The organism is Variovorax flavidus (assembly GCF_030317145.1).
Lineage (GTDB): Bacteria > Pseudomonadota > Gammaproteobacteria > Burkholderiales > Burkholderiaceae_C > Variovorax > Variovorax flavidus.
This window is the reverse complement of the sequence record NZ_JASZYE010000004.1, coordinates 139,881-158,921: the sequence shown is the minus strand read 5'-3', so window position 1 is coordinate 158,921 and position 19,041 is coordinate 139,881. Positions and strand designations below refer to the sequence as shown.

Here is a 19,041-nt window from a genome sequence, read left to right as displayed (position 1 = left end):
CTTCCCCTCTTCCCACCCTCGTTTCATTGCAAGGACGCACCCATGAGCGACATCGAATTCATCGGCATGATCCAGGCCCAGAAGGTCTCGGAAATCCACCCCGCGCGCGGCCCCGCAATCGACCGCGACTACGTGCGCGCCTTCGCCCAGGCTCACGAGCAGGCCGGCTTCGACCGCGTGCTGGTGCCGCACCACTCCACCAGCCCCGACGCCACGCTGACCGTGGCCTATGCCGCATCGGTCACCGAGCGCATCCACTTCATGCTGGCGCACCGGCCCGGCTTCGTCGCGCCGACGCTCGCGGCGCGGCAGTTCGCCTCGCTCGACCAGTTCAGCGGCGGACGGCTCGGCGTGCACTACATCTCGGGCGGCTCGGACGACGAGCAGAAGCGCGACGGCGACTGGCTCGACCACGACCAGCGCTATGCCCGCACCGACGAATACCTCGACGTGTTGCGCAAGGTGTGGACCAGCGACAAGCCCTTCGACCATGAAGGCGCGCACTACCGCTTCAAGGATGCCTTCTCGGAGGTGAAGCCGGCGCAGTCGCTCAACGGCAGGCCGCACGTGCCGGTGTACTTCGGCGGCGCGTCGGAGGCCGCGATCCCGGTCGCCGGCAAGCATGCCGACGTGTACGCGCTGTGGGGCGAATCGCTCGACCAGGCGCGCGAGCTCACGGGCCGTGTGCGGGCGGAGGCCGCGAGGCACGGACGCAAGGTCCGCTTCTCGGTGTCCTTCCGCCCGATCCTGGCCGAGACCGAGGAGAAGGCCTGGGAACGCGCCGACGGCGTCCTCGCGGAGACGCGCCGTCTTCGCGTCGTGCAGGGCTTCGGACGCGGCGGCCCGCAGCAGAGCGAAGGCGCCAAGCGCCTGCTCGCCGCGGCCGAAAAGGGCACGCGGCTCGACAAGCGCCTGTGGACAGCCGTGGCGCAGGAAATCGGCGGCCGCTCGAACAGCACGGCGCTGGTCGGCACGCCCGAGCAGGTGGCCGATGCCCTGCTGGACTACTACGACCTCGGCGTGACCACCTTCCTGATCCGAGGCTTCGACCCGCTCGAAGACGCCATCGACTACGGCCGCGAACTGATTCCGCGCACGCGCGAACTGGTGGCACAGCGCCTGGCCGCGCAGCGCAAGGCCGCCTGACCCGACGATGCACCCCCTGGCCAGAAGGAACCGAATGAGCGCCGTCCTCCACATCGAGCGCGGCGGGGACCCTCCCCGCACGCGGCTCGCCCTCAACCCGAAGCCGCAACAGAAGTACTGGTTCGACCCGCCCGCGCCGCGCACCAGCATCGAGGCCGAGCGCCGTCATCGGCAGGAGCGACTGGCGGGTGCGTTCCGCCTCTTCGCCCGATTCGGTTTCGCGCAAGGGCTGGCCGGCCACATCACGGCGCGCGACCCGGAGTTGACGGACCACTTCTGGGTCAACCCGCTGGGCGTGCACTTCTCGCGCATCAAGGTGTCGGACCTGCTGCTGGTCAACGCGAAGGGCGAGACCGTGATCGGCGATCGCCCGCTCAACAAGGCGGCTTTTGCCATCCACGCCGCGATCCACGAATACAACCCGAAGATCATTGCCGCCGCGCACACGCACTCGACCTATGGCAAGGCGTGGTCGACGCTGGGCCGCAAGCTCGACACGCTCACGCAGGACGCCTGCGTGTTCCATGACGACCACGCGCTCTTCGACGACTTCACCGGCATGGTGGTCGACGAGAGCGAAGGACTGCGCATCGCGAAGGCGCTGGGCGATCGCAAGGGCGCGATCCTCCAGAACCACGGCATCCTGAGCGCCGGCCCGAGCGTGGAGGCCGCCGCGTGGTGGTACATCGCGCTCGACAACGCCTGCCACACCCAACTGCTGGCCGAAGCCGCCGGCACGCCGAAGCCCATCGACGAATCGGTCGCCCGCCACACGCATGGGCAGATCGGCGGACCTGAAGGCGCGCTGCATGCCTTCGAGAGCCTTTACGAAGGGCTGGTCGAGGCCGAGCCCGATCTGCTTCAGTGACCCCGCAACCCAGCAAACCTCTCCCCATCATGAACAACACATCCCTTTCGCGCCGCGGCGTGCTGCGCGCCGGCGGCGCCGCGGCCGTCGTCGCATCCAGCGGCCTGATCGCCACGCGTGCGTGGTCGCAGCAGCGCAAGCTGAGCTTTGCCTGGAACGCAACAGCCTTCTGCCTCTCGCCCGTGGTGGTCGCGCAGGAACGCGGCATCTTCGAGAAGAACGGCCTGCAGGTCGACCTCATCAACTACACGGGCTCGACCGACCAGCTGCTCGAATCCCTCGCCACAGCCAAGGCCGACGCGGCGGTGGGCATGATCCACCGCTGGCTCAAGCCGCTCGAATCGGGCTTCGACGTGAAGATCGTCGGCAGCTCGCACGGCGGCTGCGTGCGGCTCGTGGGCGTCAAGGAGGCCGGCGTCACCGACCTGCAGAAGCTCAAAGGCAAGACCATCGGCGTGTCGGACATCGCCAGCCCCGGCAAGAACTTCTTCTCCATCCTTCTCAAGAAGAACGGCATCGACGCCGACAAGGACGTGACCTGGCGCCAGTACCCGGCCGACCTGCTCGACATCGCGGTCAACAAGGGCGAGATCCAGGCCATCGCGGATGGCGATCCGACGCTCTACCTGATCGAGAAGCGCAACAAGGGCCGCTACCTGGAGCTGGCATCCAACCTCTCCGGCGAATACAAGGACAAGGTCTGCTGCATCGTCGGCGCGCGCGGCGAGCTGGTGCGCAAGGAAAAGCCGGTGGTGGCGGCGCTGGTGCGCTCCATCGTGCAGGCGTCGGACTTCGTGGCGGAGAACCCGAACGAGTCGGCCAGGCTGTTCGCGAAGTACTCGCCCAAGGTGCCGGTCGAGGACTTGCAGGCGCTGCTGGGCACGCTGACCCACGCGCACCACCCGGTCGGCAAGAATCTGCGCGACGAGGTGGAGTTCTATGCGCGCGACTTCCAGTCGGTCGGTGTCCTGAAGCAGAGCACCGATCCGGTACGGCTCGCGAATCACGTGTCGGTGGACGTGCTGGCATGACGACGGCTGAAAGCTTCCTTGGCGGCGCGCGGCCTCAGGCGGTCCCGCCGCCGGTGCGCGCCCGACGCGACACGCCCGCCATCGCCGCGCCCGCCGCCTTGCGCGAGCCTGAGCTGACCGGCATCTGGCGCACGGGCATCGTTGCGGCCACGGCGTGGCTCGCGCTGGGCGTGCTGACGGTCTCCTGGCCAAACCGCGAGGTCGGCTTCAGCGACTGGAACTTCACGCGGGAGTTCGGCCTCGGTGCGATCACCGTCGCGGCGCTGCTCCTGGTCGTGGCCCTGCTCGGCGCTCGCGCGGGCCGGGTCGGCCGCAAGCTGCGGCCTGCCGGCCATTGGCTCATCGCTGCGCCGCTGCTGCTCGCGCTGTGGGAAGTGCTGACCGCCAAGCTCGGCGTGCTGCCCCCGCCCTTCTTCGCCCCGCCGCAGAGCCTGCTCGATGTCGCCTACGAGGACTGGGGCCGGCTCGGCCTCTCGACCGTGCATTCGCTGCGGCTGCTCGCGCACGGCTTCGTGCTTGGCGCGCTGGTCGGCTTCGCGACCGGCGTGTGGATCGGCTGGTCGCGCATCGCGGGCTACTGGGTGCATCCTCTGCTGCGTTTCCTGGGGCCGGTGCCCGCGTCGGCGCTGCTGCCGCTGGCCTTCTTCTTCGCGCCGTCGAGCTATGCGGCGGCCGTCTTCCTGGTCGGGCTCGCGACCTTCTTCCCGGTCGCGGTGCTGAGCTGGTCGGGCGTGGCCTCGGTCAACAAGAACTACTACGACGTGGCACGCACGCTGGGCGCGCCGGAGTGGTTCCTGGTGCTGCGCGTTGCCGTGCCGGCCGCGCTGCCGCAGGTCTTCGTCGGCCTGTTCATGGGCCTCGGCGCATCGTTCTCGGTGCTGGTCACGGCCGAGATGATGGGCGTGAAGGCCGGCCTCGGCTGGTACCTGCAGTGGGCGCAGGGCTGGGCGGCCTACGCCAACATGTACGCCGCCCTGCTGGTGATGGCGGTGCTGTGCTCCGGGCTGATCACGCTGCTCTTCGCGGTGCGCGACCGTGCGCTGTCTTGGCAGAAGGGGACGGTCAAATGGTAGACACGGCAGACACGGCGACCGTCCACGCGGCCGCGCCGGCCGCCAGTGCGGGCGCGCACATCGACATCCGCAATGTCAGCCACTGGTTCAAGCTGCCGACGGGCGTGCTGCAGGTCCTCGACGGCATCGACCTCGACGTGCGGCCCGGCGAGTTCGTCGCGCTGCTGGGGCCGAGCGGCTGCGGCAAGTCGACCCTGCTGCGGCTCGTGGCCGGGCTCGAACCCGCGACCTCGGGCAGCATCGCGCAGGACGGCGAGCCCATCACGCGGCCCGACCCGTCGCGCATCGTCGTGTTCCAGGACCCGACGCTCTACCCATGGCGCAGCGTCTGGGACAACGTCGCGCTGGGTTTGCAGGCGCGCGGCCTGCTGAAGACCCAGCGCTCGCGGGTCGACGATGCGCTCAAGCTCGTGGGCCTCAGCGAGTTCGCGAAGAGCTTTCCCCATCAGTTGTCGGGCGGCATGGCGCAGCGCGTGGCGCTCGCCCGCGCGCTGGTCAACGACCCGCGCCTGCTCGTGCTCGACGAGCCGCTGGGCAAGCTGGATTCGCTCACGCGCATTGCCATGCAAAGCGAGCTGGTGAGCCTGTGGCAGCGCGCCGGGTTCTCGGCGCTGCTGGTGACGCATGACGTCGAGGAGGCGCTGTTCCTCGCCAACCGCGTGATCGTGCTGAGCGACCGTCCTGCGCGCATCTCGGCGGAGCTGGTGGTCGACCTGCCCTATCCACGGCATCGGGGCCATCCTCGGCTGGCGGAGCTTCGACATGAAGCACTTCGCCATCTCGGCCTGGACGCGACGTGGTGACGGTGGCCCACCCTGAGGCATGACGGCGCTGGCGGATGCCGGATGGCTGAATCCATTGATCGGGCTGCTGCAGGGCGTGCAACTCGGATTGCTCCGTCTGCTGGCCTGGCTGGGGCTGGCCGGCTCCAGCCACGGACAACCTGCTTGGCCGTGGCCGCTCCGGCTCTCGGGCGAGAACCTGTTGATCGACCTCGGGCAAGCGCGGCGGCTGGCGTTGACGCTGCTCGTGCTGTCGCTCGTCGTGCTCTTGCTCCTGGGCGCGCTGGTCTGGCGACGGCGCCGATGGCTCCTGCTCGGGTCAGTGCCGTTGCTGCTGGTGCTTGCGCCATGGCCGCAAGCTGAGGTGGTGCTCGTGCCTGCGTATCCCACGAGCTTCCATCGCTCGCCCACCGGTTTCAGCGCCGCGTCCATCGCGCAGGGTCGCGCGCTCTATGCCCAGCATTGCGTGGGCTGCCACGGCGCCGACGGCCGGGGACAAGGTCCGCTGGCCGCAGCGCAGGCGGTATGGCCGCCGAACCTTGCCGGGCCCCTGTTGTGGCGGCGCGCCGATGGCGATCTGCTGTGGCACGTGCTCCATGGCACGAAGGATCGGCATGGCGCAACCACCATGCCGGCCTTCGATCGGCTCGCGGACGCGGAGGCGTGGGCGTTGATCGACTTCATGAAGGCGCAGGGTGCCGGACAGAGCCTGCGGGCCACCGGCGTCTGGAGCCAGCCGATCGGCTTGCCTGAAGTCATCGTCCGATGCGAAGGCCGCGAACCGCGTCCCCTCTCGACCTGGCGAGGACAGCGCCTGCGGATCGTCGCGGCCGGCTCAGCGGCCGCCCTGCCCGAAGACCCGCGCGTGGTCACCGTGCAGCTTCGACCCGCTGCGAGCGCTGCGCAGCCACATGTGGCGGATTGCGTGGCCGATTCGCCCGCAGCGTGGGAGGCGTTCGCATTGATCGCCGGCACCGACCAGCTCGGCGGCACGCAATTGCTCGCGGACCGCGATGGCTGGCTGCGCGCGCGCAGCGCGCCGGGCAAGGCCGGCTGGTCCGAAGACGACCTGCTGTGCCGCACCGCCGCCGGACCCGGCAGCGCGCAGGACGACCCGCCACCCGCCGACGGCCTGGGCGCGCTCATCGCCCGCATGGATGCGGAGCCGGTGCGCTTCCTCAAGGGCGGCTTCGTCCACTGACCTCTTCCGAATTTCCATCCTTCAAGGAGTTCCCTCATGACTCAGGCATCCCGCCGCCAATTCATCACCCACTCGCTTGCCGGCGCTGCAGCGCTCGCCCTGCCGGCGGCCATGCTGCATGCGCAATCGCGCCCGGTGCTCAAGGCCGGCGACCAGAAGGGCGGCCTGCGGGCGTTGCTCGAAGCGGCCGGCGGACTGGAAGGCCTGGCCTACGACATCCAGTGGTCGGAGTTCCCTGCCGCCGCGCCGCTGGCCGAAGCGCTCAACGCTGGCGCCGTGGATTCGGGCCCGATCGGCGATGCGCCGCTGATCTTCGCGCTTGCAGCCGGCACGCGCGTCAAGGCCATCGGTGCGAACCGCTCGGACTCCTACGGCACGGCCGTTCTGGTGCGGCCGGATTCGCCGCTGAAGACCGCCGCCGACCTCAAGGGCAAGAGCATCGCGACGAACCGCGGCTCCATCGGCCACTACGTGACGCTCAAAGCCATCACCACCGCCGGCCTGAAGCCCGAGGACGTCAACATCCGCTTTCTCGCGCCCGCAGATGCGAAGCTCGCGCTGACGCAAGGCTCGGTCGACGCCTGGGCGACCTGGGAGCCCTACACCGCGCTGGCCGAGACCAGCCATCACGCGCGGGTGCTGGTCAGTGGACGCAGCCTGCTGCCGGGCCTGAGCTACCTGGCAGCGACCGACGCAGCGATCGCCGCCAAGCGGCCGGTACTGCAGGACTTCCTGCAGCGGGTGGTCAAGGCGCAGGCCTGGTCGTACCGCAACGTCGACGCTTTCTCGGCCACGCTCGCACGCATCATCGGCATCCCGCCCGAGGCCGCGAAGCTTCAGTTCGAACGGCGCCAGCAGAAGTGGGTGCCGATCGACGCGCAGGTCATTGCCGACCAGCAGCGCACGGCGGACTTCTATCACCAGGTGGGGCTCATCAAGCAGCCGCTGGACGTGCGCCCGACTTTCGACGCCGGCTTTGCGACCGGCGCCTGAGGCCGCCGCCGCGGCCAAAGATGATTTCCCTATTTGGAATCAACGATTCGGTCGTTCCCCAATCTGATGCCTCTGCGGACAATGGCCCGCCACGCCCCTGTGGGCGCCGTTTTTCGTTCGAGCATCATGAATTTCCAACAATTGCGCTCGGTGCGCGAGGCCGTACGCTGCGGCTTCAACCTCACCGAAGTCGCCCATACGCTCCACACCTCACAGCCTGGCGTGAGCCGGCAGATCCGCGAGCTCGAGGAAGAGTTGGGCATCGAACTCTTCGTGCGCGCCGGCAAGCGGCTCACCGGCCTCACGGAACCCGGTGGCCATGTGCTGCCCATCATCGAGCGCATGCTGATGGAGAGCACCAACCTCAAGCACGCGGGACAGGAGTTCGTCGCGCGCCAGAGCGGCCTGCTCTCGGTCGCGGCCACGCATTCGCAGGCACGCTATGCGTTGCCGGTCGCGGTGCAGGAGTTTCGCTCGCAGTTTCCGAACGTGAAGCTGCACCTCCACCAGGGCTCGCCCAAGCAGATCGCCCAGATGCTCCTGAGTGGCGAGGTCGACGTCGGCATCGCGACAGAGGCACTGGGCGACTACCCGCAACTCGTGGCCCTGCCCTGCTACCGGTGGACGCACTCGGTGGTCGTGCCACCGGGGCATCCGCTGCTCGATGCGCCGCTCACGCTCGAAGCGCTCGCGCGCTATCCGCTGATCACCTACGACACCGGCTTCACCGGTCGCACGCGCATCGACAAGGCCTTCGAGGACCAGGGGCTGGCGCCGAACATCGTGCTGACCGCGATGGATGCGGACGTGATCAAGACCTACGTGCAGCTCGGCATGGGGGTCGGCATCGTTGCCGGCATCGCGTACGAGGCCGAGCGCGACACGCAGCTGCGCGCGCTCGATGCGGGCGAGCTGTTCGGCATCAACCTCACCAAGCTGGCGGTGCGCCGCGGCAACTACCTGCGCGGCTACGTCCATGCCTTCATCGAGTCGTTCGCGCCGACCCTGCCGCGTGGCGTGGTGGAGCAGGCGCTGGCAGCAGACGCGCCGGCGCTGATCGAGATCTGACGTGGCCGGGAGCTGCTCCTTGCATGAAATTAGGGTTTACCCTATAATCGAGCCAACGCAGTCATTGAGGAGTACCCAATGTTCACAGTTTTTCTCTGCCTTGTTGCCGTCGCCGGCGTCGTTGCTTCGGGTTATGTGACCTCGAAGAAGCTGGACGAGCTTCGCTGACAGACAGACCCCAGTTGTCTCCTCCATCGTCTTTTCGATGGATTAGCCCCCCCGCAGTCATGTGAGGGGGCTTTTTTCTGGGCGCGCCAAACGCTCAGTTCTGCGCGTCCATCGGCAGTGTCGGGACGTGCCTCCCCCGGGCCGGGCTGCGGACGCGCTCGACGGCCCGGCGCAAGGTCAGGTTCAGCACATCGCGCTGCGCGTGGCTTCCGCCGAGGCGGTGTGCCAGCTCCGGCAGGCTCGCCAGAAGCGTGATCGCGAGGCTGTCGTTGCCGCGTCCGAACGCCATCAGCGCCCGGCACGACGGCAAGCCGGCCTGCCTCGTCGATTCGCCGTGGCGCGTCGGGCGTGCCTGTGACTTGACCAGCGCCCGTTCGAGTTGCAAGGCCCGGCGCCAGTCGCGCGCGCCGACAAACGCCAGCATGGCATGCAGGTCATTGAAGCTGCAGAAGCCGTCGTCGATGTAGGGCTCCCAGGCCGTCGCCAGCTCGCCCCACCGCGGCCCGACGTCGCCTCCCGCCAGTTCGACCCTCCACAACAGCGCGGAGGCATCGATCAGGTCCGCGATCTCGCCGGACGGCTGGGCACGCACCCGCCGGTCATACAGCCACAGCGCGTCGCCGAAGCGGTGCCGTGCGAGGTGAAACAACGCCACATGCCACCAGCCGTGCGTGGCCACCACGGTATCGAGGCCCCAGAAGTCCCGATGCGCGTTCATCCAGCGCAAGCCCGCCTCCGCGCGTTCGGACATCTCGAAGACGTGGGCCATCGCGTGATGCGCCCGGGCGTCCAGCGGGTTCAGGGCCAGCGCCTCGCAGGCGACGTCCTCGGCATGCCCGTACTCGCCGCTTTCCTCGAGGCTGAAGGCGTGCATGGCCAGCACCGCGTGATAGCCCGGCACCTCGCGCGACCACGCCGGCAGCACCGACGCCACGCGGTCGTGCATGCGGGCGAGGTCGCCCGTGACGTGGTCGAACATGTGCGCCACCTGCAGTGCCAGGACGTCCAGCGGGTGCTGCTGGAGCACTTCGCCGAACCGGGTCTTGGCGAGTGCGTAGTCGTCGCCGAGCGCCGCTGCAATGGCCGCCAGGTGCAGGCGCTCGCGCGGGTTGGCCGGCAGGCTGGCCGCGCGCGCCACCACCTGGCGTGCCAGCCGCACCTTGCGCGGATCGCGGCTGCAAAGCAGCAGGTAGGCCTGCAGGGCGTGCGCCATCACGAAGTCCGGCGCCTCCTGCAGGGCGGTCGCAAGTGCCGGCTCGACGCCACAGCGCCAGCTCTGGTACGCAGCGAGCGCGCGCTCGTACGCTGCCAGGGCGGAAGGCGTGGCACCGGTGACGCTGCATCCGCGTGCGTCGCTGCTGCTCATGGCTCGGCCCCCTGCCTACTGTTTCGCCGACGTGGCCGGCGCGATGTTCAGGTTCATCCGGAACAGGTTGTCCGGATCGAAGCGCCGCTTCACGGCCTGCAGCCGTTCGTGGTTCGCGCCATAGCTCGCGGCGACGCGCTCCGCCTCGTCCTCGGTCAGGAAGTTGACGTAGCCGCTTCCGGTGGCGTGCGGCGCCGCGGCCTCGAAGACGCCGCGCGCCCAGGTGCGCACCTTCTCGTCGTCACGCGGGTCCTGCCAGCGGCCATGCACGTTCATGATGTAGTTGGCATCGCGTCCGGCAAAGGCCGTCGCATCCTGCTTGACTCTCGCCATGGCTCCGCCGAGCTGGGCCAGGAAGATCTCGCATTCCGGCCCCGGCACCCGTTCGGCCGACGCGATCACGAGGTCCAGCGCCTCGTCGCTGAGCTTGCTGAAGTTGTTCGACTTCCAGTAGTTGCGGGCGCCGGGCGCCAGCAGCGGATCGACGACGGTCTGGAAGCCCGCATAGGGCGTCGCGCCGAGCGCGCTCCCGATCGGCTCGCCGAAACGCAACACCGGCGCGGCATCGCGTTCCCCCGCTTCGACGCTGCCGCAATGCAGCAGCGGAAAGACCACCACACCCGTGCCGTGGGCCGATTCGGGCAGGAAGGGCAGCGGAGGCGCCTTGCGCAGCACCGCCCAGACGCTCAGCTCGTCGGGCGCCCCGGTATTGAAGTCGCGCCATGCGCGCAGGACCTTTTGCGCCTGCGCCATCGGATAGACCACCAGCCCGGCGTAGACCTCCGGGCCGACGGGGTGCAACCGGAACTCGAACGACGTCACCACGCCGAAATTGCCCCCGCCGCCGCGCAGGGCCCAGAACAGGTCGGGCTCCGAGGTGGCCGAGGCCACGCGCACGGCACCGTCCGCCGTCACGACGGTGGCGCTCAGCAGGTTGTCGACGGTCATGCCATGGCGCCGCGTCAGCCACCCGAAGCCACCGCCCAGCGTGAGCCCGGCTACACCGGTGGTCGAGTTGATGCCGAGCGGCGTGGCCAGGCCATGGGCCTGCGCTTCGCGGTCGAAATCGCCGAGCAGCGCACCCGGACCGACACGCGCAGTGCGCTTCGCCGCGTCGACCTGGATCGCGCGCATGCCGGACATGTCCAGCATCAGGCCGCCCTCCGCGACCGCATTGCCGGCGATGTGGTGGCCGCCGCCGCGCACGCTGAGCAGCATGCGGTGTGCGGCGGCGAAGCGGACTGCCGCCTGGACATCGCTTTCCGTCAGGCACCGCGCGATCAGCGCGGGACGGCGATCGACGCTCGCATTCCAGACCTTGCGCGCTTCGTCGTAGGCGGGGTTTGCAGCATCGAGCACGCCGCCGCTGATCTGCGCAGCGAATGCCGAGAGGTCCGGCTGCCGGGCTTGCCGGACGTCCTTGTCCAGCGTAAGGTAGGTCACGGATTCCATAGGGGGCTCCTGATATGAACGCATTGAGGAACGGTCCGCCGCGCATCGGTCGCGAGGGGTGGATTCATTCTTCTTGCCTGACTGCCCCCTTGCTTCGCGCGGCGTCCTCGGCAGTTGATTGCGCGTCCGCCGTTTGCGGCGCACGGCCCTCCGCATTGACCGGCCGTCCGCCGGACTTGATCGAAGCCCCGCGGTGACACCCGGATGAGCCAGGACACGCTGTCGGATGTGCTGCAGGGCGTGCGTCTGCGCGGCGCCGTCTTCTTCAGCATCAGCGCCAGCAGCGACTGGGCAGCCGAGGCACCTTCGGCGAAGGAACTCGCGCCGCTGCTGATGCGCGGCGTGGATCACGTGATCGAATACCACGCCGTCGCGCAGGGCAGTTGCTGGGCCGGCATTCCCGGCGGACCGTCCGTCCAGCTCTTCGCCGGCGACGTGGTGATGTTCCCGCACGGAGACGCACACGTGGTGTCGAGCGCGCCCGGGATGCGCGGCGACAGCGACCTCAACTGGTTCGCCGACATGGAGGTCGAACGGCTGCCATTGCGCCTGGCCTACAACGGTCAGAACGTCCTGCGCTCGGCCCTGCCGGATTCGGAGGTGGACACAACCATCGTGTGCGGCTTTCTCGGTTGCGACCTGCAGCCCTTCAACCCGCTGATCGACGCGCTGCCGCGCCTGCTGCACTTGCGCGCCACCGAGGACGACGCCTGGATCGCGAAGTTCACCCAGCAGGCGGTGGCCGAGTCGCATGCGCAGCGTGCCGGCGGCGAGGCGATGCTGGCCCGGATGAGCGAGATGATGTTCGTCGACGCCGTGCGGCGCTATGCCGATCACCTTCCCACACAGAGCGCGGGATGGCTCGCGGGCCTGCGCGATCGCTTCGTCGGCCGCGCGCTGGCGCTGATGCACGCGCAGCCGGCGCACAACTGGACGATCGAGGAACTCGGGCGGCTTGTCGGCCTGTCGCGCTCTGCACTGCACGAACGCTTCGTGCTGATGCTCGGCGTGCCGCCCATCCAGTACCTGGCCCAGTGGCGCATGCAGCGCGCGGCGCGCCTGTTGATCGACACCCGTGCCACGATCGCCGCGATCGCACTCGACGTGGGCTATGACTCCGAGGCTGCGTTCGTGCGGGCTTTCAAGCGGCTGGTCGGGAAGCCGCCCGGAGCATGGCGCCGCGAACGCGACACGGACACCGCGATCATGGCTCCGGCCCCAGGCGCTTGACCATGCGCACCGCGTCCTCGACGTCCTCGTAATAGCCCGGGCTCATGCCCGATTCCATGAAGCCGTGGCGGCCATAGAAGGACTTGGCGGCGGCATTGCCAGCCCTTGCTTCAAGGCGGATCGTGCGGATGCCGGCAACGCCCGCTGTCGCTTCGAGCCAGGCCAGCAAGGCCGATCCCAGGCCGTTGCGACGCTGCGACGCCTGCACAGCGAACAACGAAATGTGCGCGTCGTCGTCCCCGTATTGCATGATCGCGAAGCCGAGAAGAACGCCGTCGCGGCGGGCCACGGCCACGTTGGTGGCCTCGTCGCGGATGCAGCGCAGCACGCGCCGCTGGGTCCATCGCCACGAGAGCCCCAGCTCGATCGCGTCCCGGGACAGCTCCGCGATGTCCGGGGCGTCCGCTGCCTGCGCAAGGGTGATTTCGTACTGGGTGATCACAGGGCATCCTGGGTTGGCACGACGACTATAGCCCCGCCACCTAAAATGCTGCTCCTCCGCTGGCGCAGGCGCCAGCCGCAGTCCCTACCCGCAGTTCCTCCTCTCCCCGAAAGCGCCCCTCGCGATGTCCCAGCGCAAACTCTTCGTCACCACCGCCCTGCCCTACGCCAACGGCAAGTTCCACGTTGGCCACATCATGGAATACATCCAGGCCGACATCTGGGTGCGGTTCCAGCGCATGCAGGGCCACATGGTGCACTTCGTGGGTGCCGACGACGCGCACGGCGCGCCGATCATGATTGCGGCCGAAAAGGCCGGCAAGACGCCGCAGGCGTTCGTCGGCGAGATCGCCGCGGGCCGCAAGGAATACCTGGACGGCTTCCACATCCGCTTCGACAACTGGCACTCGACCGACAGCAGCGAAAACACCGAACTCGCGCAGGGCATCTACAAGAAGCTCAAGGCCGGCGGCATGATCGCCACGCGCACCATCGAGCAGTTCTACGACCCGGTGAAGGGCATGTTCCTGCCCGACCGCTACATCAAGGGCGAATGCCCGGTGTGCCACGCCAAGGACCAGTACGGCGACGCCTGCGAGGTGTGCAGCAGCGTCTATTCGCCGACCGAACTCATCAACCCCTACTCGACGCTCACGGGCGCGACGCCGGAGTTGCGCAGCTCCGAGCACTTCTTCTTCAAGCTCTCCGACCCGCAGGTCGTCGACTTCCTCAAGGGCTGGACGCAGGACGGCAAGCTGCAGCCGGAGATGGCCAAGAAGGCCAGCGAGTGGTTCGAGGCCGGCATGGCCGACTGGGACATCTCGCGCGAAGCGCCCTATTTCGGCATCGAGATCCCCGATGCGCCGGGCAAGTACTTCTACGTGTGGCTCGATGCGCCCGTGGGCTATCTCGCGAGCCTGAAGAACCACTTCGACAAGGGGCAGGCAGCGCAGCACTGGCACGAGCCCTCGCGCACCTCGCAGAGCTTCGAAGAATTCGTGGCCGATCCGGCGGTGGAGCAGGTGCACTTCATCGGCAAGGACATCGTCTACTTCCACACGCTGTTCTGGCCTGCGATGCTGCAGTTCAGCGAGCGCAAGACGCCGAGCCAGGTGAACGTGCACGGCTTCATCACCGTGTCGGGCGAGAAGATGAGCAAGAGCCGCGGCACTGGCATCGACCCGCTCAAGTACCTCTCGATCGGCATGAACCCCGAATGGCTGCGCTACTACATCGCGGCCAAGCTCAACGCCAAGGTCGAGGACGTCGATTTCACGGCCGAGGACTTCATGGCCCGCGTCAACGCCGACCTGATCGGCAAATACATCAACATCGCGAGCCGCGCGGCAGGCTTCATCGCCAAGCGCTTCGGCGGCAAGCTGGGCACGGTGTCGGCCGACGGCGCGGCGCTGCTGGCCGCCCTGCAGGCAGCCTCGGCGCCGATGCAGTCGCTCTACGACGGCCGCGACTACGCACGGGCCTTGCGCGAGATCATGCTGCTGGCCGACAAGGTCAATGAATACGTCGACCAGAACAAGCCCTGGGAACTCGCCAAGAAGGAAGGCATGGAAGCGCGCCTGCATGACGTATGCACCGCCTGCATCGAAGCCTTCCGCCTGCTGACGATCTACCTCAAGCCGGTGCTGCCGGCGCTGGCGGCGCAGGTCGAGTCCTTCCTGGGCAGCGCGCCGCTGCTGTTCGCCGATGCGGGCCGACTGCTAGGCGCCGGCCACGCGATCAACGACTACAAGCACCTGATGCAACGCGTGGACGTCAAGCAGCTCGACCAGCTCTTCGAACTGCCCGAGCCGGCGGCCGAACCTGCTGCCGCCGCAACGCAACTGCCAGGTGGCGAAGGCATCGCGCCGACCATCACCATCGACGACTTCGCGAAGATCGACCTGCGCATCGCGAAGATCGTGGCCTGCCAGAAGGTCGAGGGATCGACCAAGCTGCTGCACCTGACGCTCGACGCCGGCGAAGGCAAGACGCGCAACGTGTTCTCGGGCATCGCCTCGGTCTACGAGCCGGAGCAGCTCGTCGGCAAGCTCACGGTGCTGGTCGCCAACCTCGCGCCGCGCAAGATGAAGTTCGGCATCTCCGAAGGCATGGTGCTGGCAGCCAGCCATGCGGACGAGAAGGCGAACCCAGGCATCCACGTGCTGGAACCCTGGCCCGGCGCCACACCAGGCATGCGAGTCAGGTGATGCATTCCCCCTTGCAGGGGGCAACGCCTGCGGCCCGGCAAAGCCGGTTCCGCGGCGTTTCCCGGATCGGCCTGCTGGCCGCCCTGGTCTGCGCCGCCGCATTGAGCGGATGTGCGGTGGCGGGTGCGGCGATCAGCGTGACGAGCACGGCCGTGAGCGTGGGCGCGGGCGCGGTCGGACTGGCGGCCGATGCTGCGATCGGCACCGCCCGCATCACCGGCAAGGCGGTAGGCGCGGCGGCCGATGCCGTACTGCCCGGCGACTCGGACTGAGCACAGGGCGCGTCCACAATAGCGCCCATGACCTCTCCCCTGAAGCTGGCGAGCTTCCGTCCCCGGCTCATCGACGCCCTCGCGGGCTACAACCAGGAACGCTTCTTCAAGGACCTCGGCGCGGGTGCCACGGTGGGCATCGTGGCGCTGCCCCTGGCGATGGCCTTCGCAATCGCCTCGGGGCTCAAGCCCGAGGCAGGCATCTGGACGGCCATCATCGCGGGCTTGCTGATCGCGGCGCTCGGCGGTTCGGCGGTGCAGATCGGCGGCCCGGCTGGCGCCTTCATCGTGATCGTCTACGGCATCGTCGAGCGCTACGGCGTCGCGAACCTGCTGATCGCCACTGCCTGCGCCGGCGTGCTGCTCTTCCTGATGGGGCTGTTCCGCTTGGGCACGCTCGTGCGCTATGTGCCGGTGTCGATCGTCATCGGCTTCACCAACGGCATTGCGACACTGATCCTGATTTCGCAGATCAAGGACTGGCTCGGCCTTTCGATCGCGAAGATGCCGGCCGACATGTTCTCGCAGATCCACACGCTGGCGACGAACCTCGGCAGCTTCAATCCCTATGCCTTCGGGCTTGGCCTCGCCTGCCTCGTCGGCCTGTTCGCGTGGCCGCACCTGCTGCACGACAAGACGCGCTTCGGCCACGCCGTGCATTTCGTGTTGGGGCGCATGGCCGATACGCGCGCCGCGCGAGCCGGGTCGCGCGTGCCGGGGCCCATCGTCGCGCTGGTCACGCTGACGCTGGTGTCGTGGGGCTTCAGCCTGCCCGTCGAGACCATCGGCACGCGCTTCGGCGGCATCCCCAGCGGCGTGCCGGCGTTCGCGCTGCCCGATTTCACCTGGGAGACTGTCAAGCAACTGGTGACGCCAACCCTCACCATCGCGCTGCTCGGCGCGATCGAATCGCTGTTGTGCGCTCGCGTCGCCGATCAGGTCAGCGGGCTGCCGCGGCACGATCCGAATCAGGAGCTGATGGCACAAGGCATCGCCAATGCGGTCACTCCCTTCTTCGGCGGCATGCCGGCGACCGGCACGATCGCGCGGACCATCACCAACCTGCGGGCAGGCGCGAGTTCACCCATCGCGGGTATCGTGCACTCGCTCACACTGATGGTGGTCGTGCTGGTCGCCGCTCCGCTCGCGCAGCACGTGCCGCTCGCGGTGCTGGCGGGCATCCTCGTGTTCGTGGCCTGGAACATGGGCGAGTGGCGCGAGTTCTCGCCGTACATGCTGCGGCGCTTCAGCCAGCACTACCGGCTGCTGATGCTGGGCACCTTCTTCCTCACCGTCGTGTTCGACCTCACCGTGGCGGTGCAGGTGGGCATCGTGCTGGCGTGCGCCCTCTTTGTCCGGCGGATGAGCACGCTGTTCAGCGTCGAGATGGTGTCGCTGGAACCGCCGGTGCTGACCTTCAGGCTCTTCGGCGCCTTGTTCTTCGGCGCCGCGGCCAAGCTGGACGCGACGGTACAGGCGGTCGAACGCGCGCCGCGCGGCATGACAGTGGTGCTCGATGCGATGCACCTGATCTCGCTGGACGCGACCGGGCTCGATGCGCTGCGCCAGGTGCACAAGGCCGTGCTGTCGCGCGATGGGGTGCTACGCATCGAGTCGCTGCAGCCGCAGCCGCTCGAGTTGATCGTGCGTTCGGGCTTCGCGGCAGAGCTCACATCGGGTGGTGTGCCCGACGCGGCCGCGCACGGCGTCTGAAGTCTCAATCCACCTTGATGTTGGCCGTCCGGACGATTTCCGCGTAGCGCTTCAGGTCCGACTGGATCTGCTGGCCGAACTCGGCCGGTGTGTTGCCCGATGCGGTGATGCCCAGCGACGCCAGCCGCTCCTTGATGTCCGGCGACTGGACGACCGCGTGGAGTTCGCGCTGCAGCTTGTCGACGATCGGCTGCGGCGTCTTCGCCGGCGCGAGGATGCCGATCCACGAACTGGACTCGAAGCCCGGCACGCCCGCCTCGGAGACGGTGGGCACCTTGGGCAGCGACGGCAGGCGCTTGCTGCTCGACACCGCAATCGCGTTGATCTGCCCTTTCTGGATGAATGGATAGGCGCCGGCCACGGCCGTGTAGAGCATCGGCAGTGTGCCGCCCACGACGTCGGCCATGGCCTGGCCGCCGCCCTTGTAGGGCACATGGACGAAATTGGCGCCGGTGCGCATCTTCAGCAGTTCGCCCGCGAGATGGGGCGTGCTGCCGGTTCCGGCGCTGCCGTAGGACACGCCGCCGGGGTGGGACTTGGAATAGGCCACCAGTTCGTCGAAGGTCTTCACAGGCACCGACGGGTGCGTCACGATGATGAGCGCCGCATCGCCGATCTTGCTGACTGGCGCGAAGTCCTTCACAGGGTCGAAGGGCACCTTGCCGTAGACGTGCGGATTGATGACCAGCGTGCCATCGAAGCCGACCACCAGCGTGTAGCCGTCGGGCGCCGCGGTGGCGGCCATCTGCGTGCCGATGTTGCCCGAGGCGCCGGGCCGGTTGTCGACCACCACCTGCTGGCCCAGGCGCTGGCCGAGCCGTTCGGCCACCACGCGCGCGCCGGTGTCGGTGACGCCGCCGGGCGCGAAGGGAACGATGAGGCGGATCGGCTTGCTCGGGTAGTCGTCGGCCGCTGCGGGCGCTGTCGCGCCGATGGCCGCCAGCGTCAACAGCGTCGGCGCGAAGAATCGGCGTAGCGTCGTCCGGTCGAAATTCAATGGCATGGGTGTCTCCGTTTTTCTGGTTGTGGAACTCTGTGCTTACTCGGGCTTGATGCCGCCGCGCTGTGCGACCAGTGCCCATTTCTCCGTCTCGCCCGCCAGGAACTTGCGGAACTCGGCCGGCGGCGTCAGCACCAGTTGCGCGCCCTGGGCCTGCATCTGCTTGACGACGGAAGGGTCGGCCGTGACCTTCTTCAGGTCCTGGTTGATCTGCGCGACGACCGCGGACGACATGCCGGCGGGGCCGAAGAGGCCGTACCAGCTGAGCGATTCGACGCCTTTCAGGCCGACCTCCTTGAAGGTCATCGCGTCAGGGAAGATGGCCATGCGCTGGTCTGCCGCCACGCCCACCACGCGCAGCGCGCCCGACTGCACGTGCGGCAGCGCGGTGAGCACGCTGGTCACGCCGAGTGGCAAATGGCCGCCGATGATGTCGACCATGATCGGCGCGCCGCCCTTGTACGGGATGCCGGTCATCTTCAGGTCGCCGGCCTGGCGGATGAGTTCGCCGGTCAGCCGCGTCTGGCCTTCGGAATAGCCCACCGCCAGTTCCTCGGTGCGAGCCGCCTTGACCACGTCGTTCAGCGTCTTGTAGGGCCCCTTGGCGGCCACCACCAGCACCATCGGCGAACTCGCGATGTTGGTGATCGGCGTGAAGGCGTTGATGGTGTCGTAGGGCATGCTCTTCATGAGCACCGGGTTGATGGCATGTGAACCGACCACCAGCAGCAGCGTGTGCCCGTCGGGCGCGGACTTGGCGACATGGCTGGACCCGATGACGCCGTTGGCGCCGGTGCGGTTGTCGACGACGACCGATTGGCCCCAGAGTTCCGACAGCTTCTGCGCCATCAGGCGGCCGACGATGTCGGTGCCGCCGCCCGCCGCGTAGGGCACCACCAGCGTGACGGGTTTGCTCGGGAACTTCGCGTCCGCGGCTTGCGACCACGCGGAGGTGGCGGCGATCGATGCCAGAGCCGCGAGGGCCGCGCGGCGTGCGAAGGTGATGAGGGAGCTCGTCATGGGTTGTCTC

17 protein-coding genes are annotated in these 19,041 nt (G+C 68.3%); 12 read left to right on the top strand and 5 right to left on the bottom strand.

What is annotated here, in order from left to right:
• The first annotated feature begins 42 nt into the window (after positions 1-42).
• The 8 genes from QTH90_RS20670 (at position 43) to QTH90_RS20635 (ending at position 8,162) form a co-directional block, all read left to right on the top strand.
• A complete protein-coding gene (locus tag QTH90_RS20670; RefSeq protein ID WP_286666445.1) occupies positions 43-1,146 on the top strand; it encodes an LLM class flavin-dependent oxidoreductase in 1,104 nt (367 codons plus the stop codon).
• A gap of 34 nt (positions 1,147-1,180) precedes the next feature.
• Positions 1,181-2,014, top strand: coding sequence for a class II aldolase/adducin family protein (locus QTH90_RS20665; RefSeq protein ID WP_286666444.1), 834 nt, complete (start codon positions 1,181-1,183; stop codon positions 2,012-2,014).
• Positions 2,015-2,043: 29 nt separating this feature from the next.
• Positions 2,044-3,045, top strand: coding sequence for an ABC transporter substrate-binding protein (locus QTH90_RS20660; protein WP_286666443.1), 1,002 nt, complete (start codon positions 2,044-2,046; stop codon positions 3,043-3,045).
• Positions 3,042-4,118, top strand: a complete 1,077-nt coding sequence (locus tag QTH90_RS20655) for an ABC transporter permease (RefSeq protein WP_286666442.1) — start codon at positions 3,042-3,044, stop codon at positions 4,116-4,118. The genes QTH90_RS20660 and QTH90_RS20655 overlap by 4 nt, the downstream gene beginning before the upstream one ends.
• Entirely contained in the window at positions 4,112-4,921 is an 810-nt protein-coding gene (locus tag QTH90_RS20650) for an ABC transporter ATP-binding protein (RefSeq protein WP_286666441.1), read from the top strand. The genes QTH90_RS20655 and QTH90_RS20650 overlap by 7 nt, the downstream gene beginning before the upstream one ends.
• Before the next feature lie 19 nt (positions 4,922-4,940).
• A complete protein-coding gene (locus QTH90_RS20645) occupies positions 4,941-6,101 on the top strand; it encodes a c-type cytochrome (RefSeq protein ID WP_286666440.1) in 1,161 nt (386 codons plus the stop codon).
• Positions 6,102-6,137: 36 nt separating this feature from the next.
• On the top strand, positions 6,138-7,094 hold the full coding sequence (locus tag QTH90_RS20640; RefSeq protein ID WP_286666439.1) for an ABC transporter substrate-binding protein: 957 nt from the start codon (positions 6,138-6,140) through the stop codon (positions 7,092-7,094).
• A 126-nt stretch (positions 7,095-7,220) separates the two neighbouring features.
• The gene (locus QTH90_RS20635) at positions 7,221-8,162 is read left to right on the top strand and encodes a CysB family HTH-type transcriptional regulator (RefSeq protein ID WP_286666438.1); all 942 of its coding nucleotides are present in this window, start codon (positions 7,221-7,223) and stop codon (positions 8,160-8,162) included.
• 262 nt (positions 8,163-8,424) lie between these two features.
• On the opposite strand, the gene QTH90_RS20630 is transcribed toward QTH90_RS20635, so the two are convergent.
• Complete coding sequence (locus QTH90_RS20630; RefSeq protein WP_286666437.1) at positions 8,425-9,696, bottom strand: tetratricopeptide repeat protein; 1,272 nt, start codon at positions 9,694-9,696, stop codon at positions 8,425-8,427.
• Positions 9,697-9,711: 15 nt separating this feature from the next.
• Entirely contained in the window at positions 9,712-11,148 is a 1,437-nt protein-coding gene (locus tag QTH90_RS20625) for an FAD-binding oxidoreductase (RefSeq protein ID WP_286666436.1), read from the bottom strand.
• Positions 11,149-11,352: 204 nt separating this feature from the next.
• Here QTH90_RS20625 and QTH90_RS20620 point away from each other — a divergent pair, with 204 nt between their 5' ends.
• On the top strand, positions 11,353-12,378 hold the full coding sequence (locus QTH90_RS20620; protein WP_286666435.1) for an AraC family transcriptional regulator: 1,026 nt from the start codon (positions 11,353-11,355) through the stop codon (positions 12,376-12,378).
• Here the strand turns inward: QTH90_RS20620 and QTH90_RS20615 are convergent.
• A complete protein-coding gene (locus QTH90_RS20615; protein ID WP_286666434.1) occupies positions 12,353-12,820 on the bottom strand; it encodes a GNAT family N-acetyltransferase in 468 nt (155 codons plus the stop codon). The two genes, QTH90_RS20620 and QTH90_RS20615, sit on opposite strands and share 26 nt — an antisense overlap.
• Before the next feature lie 124 nt (positions 12,821-12,944).
• Here QTH90_RS20615 and metG point away from each other — a divergent pair, with 124 nt between their 5' ends.
• From metG to QTH90_RS20600, 3 genes are read left to right on the top strand one after another with little or no spacing between them, the layout of a single operon-like run.
• Positions 12,945-15,026 carry a methionine--tRNA ligase gene (gene metG, locus QTH90_RS20610; protein ID WP_286666433.1) on the top strand — a complete coding sequence of 694 codons (2,082 nt, stop codon included), beginning with the start codon at positions 12,945-12,947 and terminating at the stop codon, positions 15,024-15,026.
• A complete protein-coding gene (locus QTH90_RS20605) occupies positions 15,026-15,298 on the top strand; it encodes a hypothetical protein (RefSeq protein WP_286666432.1) in 273 nt (90 codons plus the stop codon). The genes metG and QTH90_RS20605 overlap by 1 nt, the downstream gene beginning before the upstream one ends.
• A gap of 27 nt (positions 15,299-15,325) precedes the next feature.
• Positions 15,326-17,011 carry a SulP family inorganic anion transporter gene (locus QTH90_RS20600; RefSeq protein WP_286666431.1) on the top strand — a complete coding sequence of 562 codons (1,686 nt, stop codon included), beginning with the start codon at positions 15,326-15,328 and terminating at the stop codon, positions 17,009-17,011.
• A gap of 4 nt (positions 17,012-17,015) precedes the next feature.
• Here QTH90_RS20600 and QTH90_RS20595 read toward each other — a convergent pair whose 3' ends face one another.
• Both QTH90_RS20595 and QTH90_RS20590 read right to left on the bottom strand, forming a co-directional pair.
• Entirely contained in the window at positions 17,016-18,014 is a 999-nt protein-coding gene (locus QTH90_RS20595; RefSeq protein WP_286666430.1) for a Bug family tripartite tricarboxylate transporter substrate binding protein, read from the bottom strand.
• A 36-nt stretch (positions 18,015-18,050) separates the two neighbouring features.
• Positions 18,051-19,031, bottom strand: a complete 981-nt coding sequence (locus QTH90_RS20590; protein WP_286666429.1) for a tripartite tricarboxylate transporter substrate binding protein — start codon at positions 19,029-19,031, stop codon at positions 18,051-18,053.
• Positions 19,032-19,041 lie beyond the last annotated feature (10 nt).

Coding starts and splice junctions, on each gene's coding strand:
- QTH90_RS20670 (WP_286666445.1), top strand. CDS start 43: ATGAGCGACATCGAATTCATCGGCATGATCCAGGCCCAGAAGGTCTCG.
- QTH90_RS20665 (WP_286666444.1), top strand. CDS start 1,181: ATGAGCGCCGTCCTCCACATCGAGCGCGGCGGGGACCCTCCCCGCACG.
- QTH90_RS20660 (WP_286666443.1), top strand. CDS start 2,044: ATGAACAACACATCCCTTTCGCGCCGCGGCGTGCTGCGCGCCGGCGGC.
- QTH90_RS20655 (WP_286666442.1), top strand. CDS start 3,042: ATGACGACGGCTGAAAGCTTCCTTGGCGGCGCGCGGCCTCAGGCGGTC.
- QTH90_RS20650 (WP_286666441.1), top strand. CDS start 4,112: ATGGTAGACACGGCAGACACGGCGACCGTCCACGCGGCCGCGCCGGCC.
- QTH90_RS20645 (WP_286666440.1), top strand. CDS start 4,941: ATGACGGCGCTGGCGGATGCCGGATGGCTGAATCCATTGATCGGGCTG.
- QTH90_RS20640 (WP_286666439.1), top strand. CDS start 6,138: ATGACTCAGGCATCCCGCCGCCAATTCATCACCCACTCGCTTGCCGGC.
- QTH90_RS20635 (WP_286666438.1), top strand. CDS start 7,221: ATGAATTTCCAACAATTGCGCTCGGTGCGCGAGGCCGTACGCTGCGGC.
- QTH90_RS20630 (WP_286666437.1), bottom strand. CDS start 9,696: ATGAGCAGCAGCGACGCACGCGGATGCAGCGTCACCGGTGCCACGCCT.
- QTH90_RS20625 (WP_286666436.1), bottom strand. CDS start 11,148: ATGGAATCCGTGACCTACCTTACGCTGGACAAGGACGTCCGGCAAGCC.
- QTH90_RS20620 (WP_286666435.1), top strand. CDS start 11,353: ATGAGCCAGGACACGCTGTCGGATGTGCTGCAGGGCGTGCGTCTGCGC.
- metG (WP_286666433.1), top strand. CDS start 12,945: ATGTCCCAGCGCAAACTCTTCGTCACCACCGCCCTGCCCTACGCCAAC.
- QTH90_RS20605 (WP_286666432.1), top strand. CDS start 15,026: ATGCATTCCCCCTTGCAGGGGGCAACGCCTGCGGCCCGGCAAAGCCGG.
- QTH90_RS20600 (WP_286666431.1), top strand. CDS start 15,326: ATGACCTCTCCCCTGAAGCTGGCGAGCTTCCGTCCCCGGCTCATCGAC.
- QTH90_RS20595 (WP_286666430.1), bottom strand. CDS start 18,014: ATGCCATTGAATTTCGACCGGACGACGCTACGCCGATTCTTCGCGCCG.
- QTH90_RS20590 (WP_286666429.1), bottom strand. CDS start 19,031: ATGACGAGCTCCCTCATCACCTTCGCACGCCGCGCGGCCCTCGCGGCT.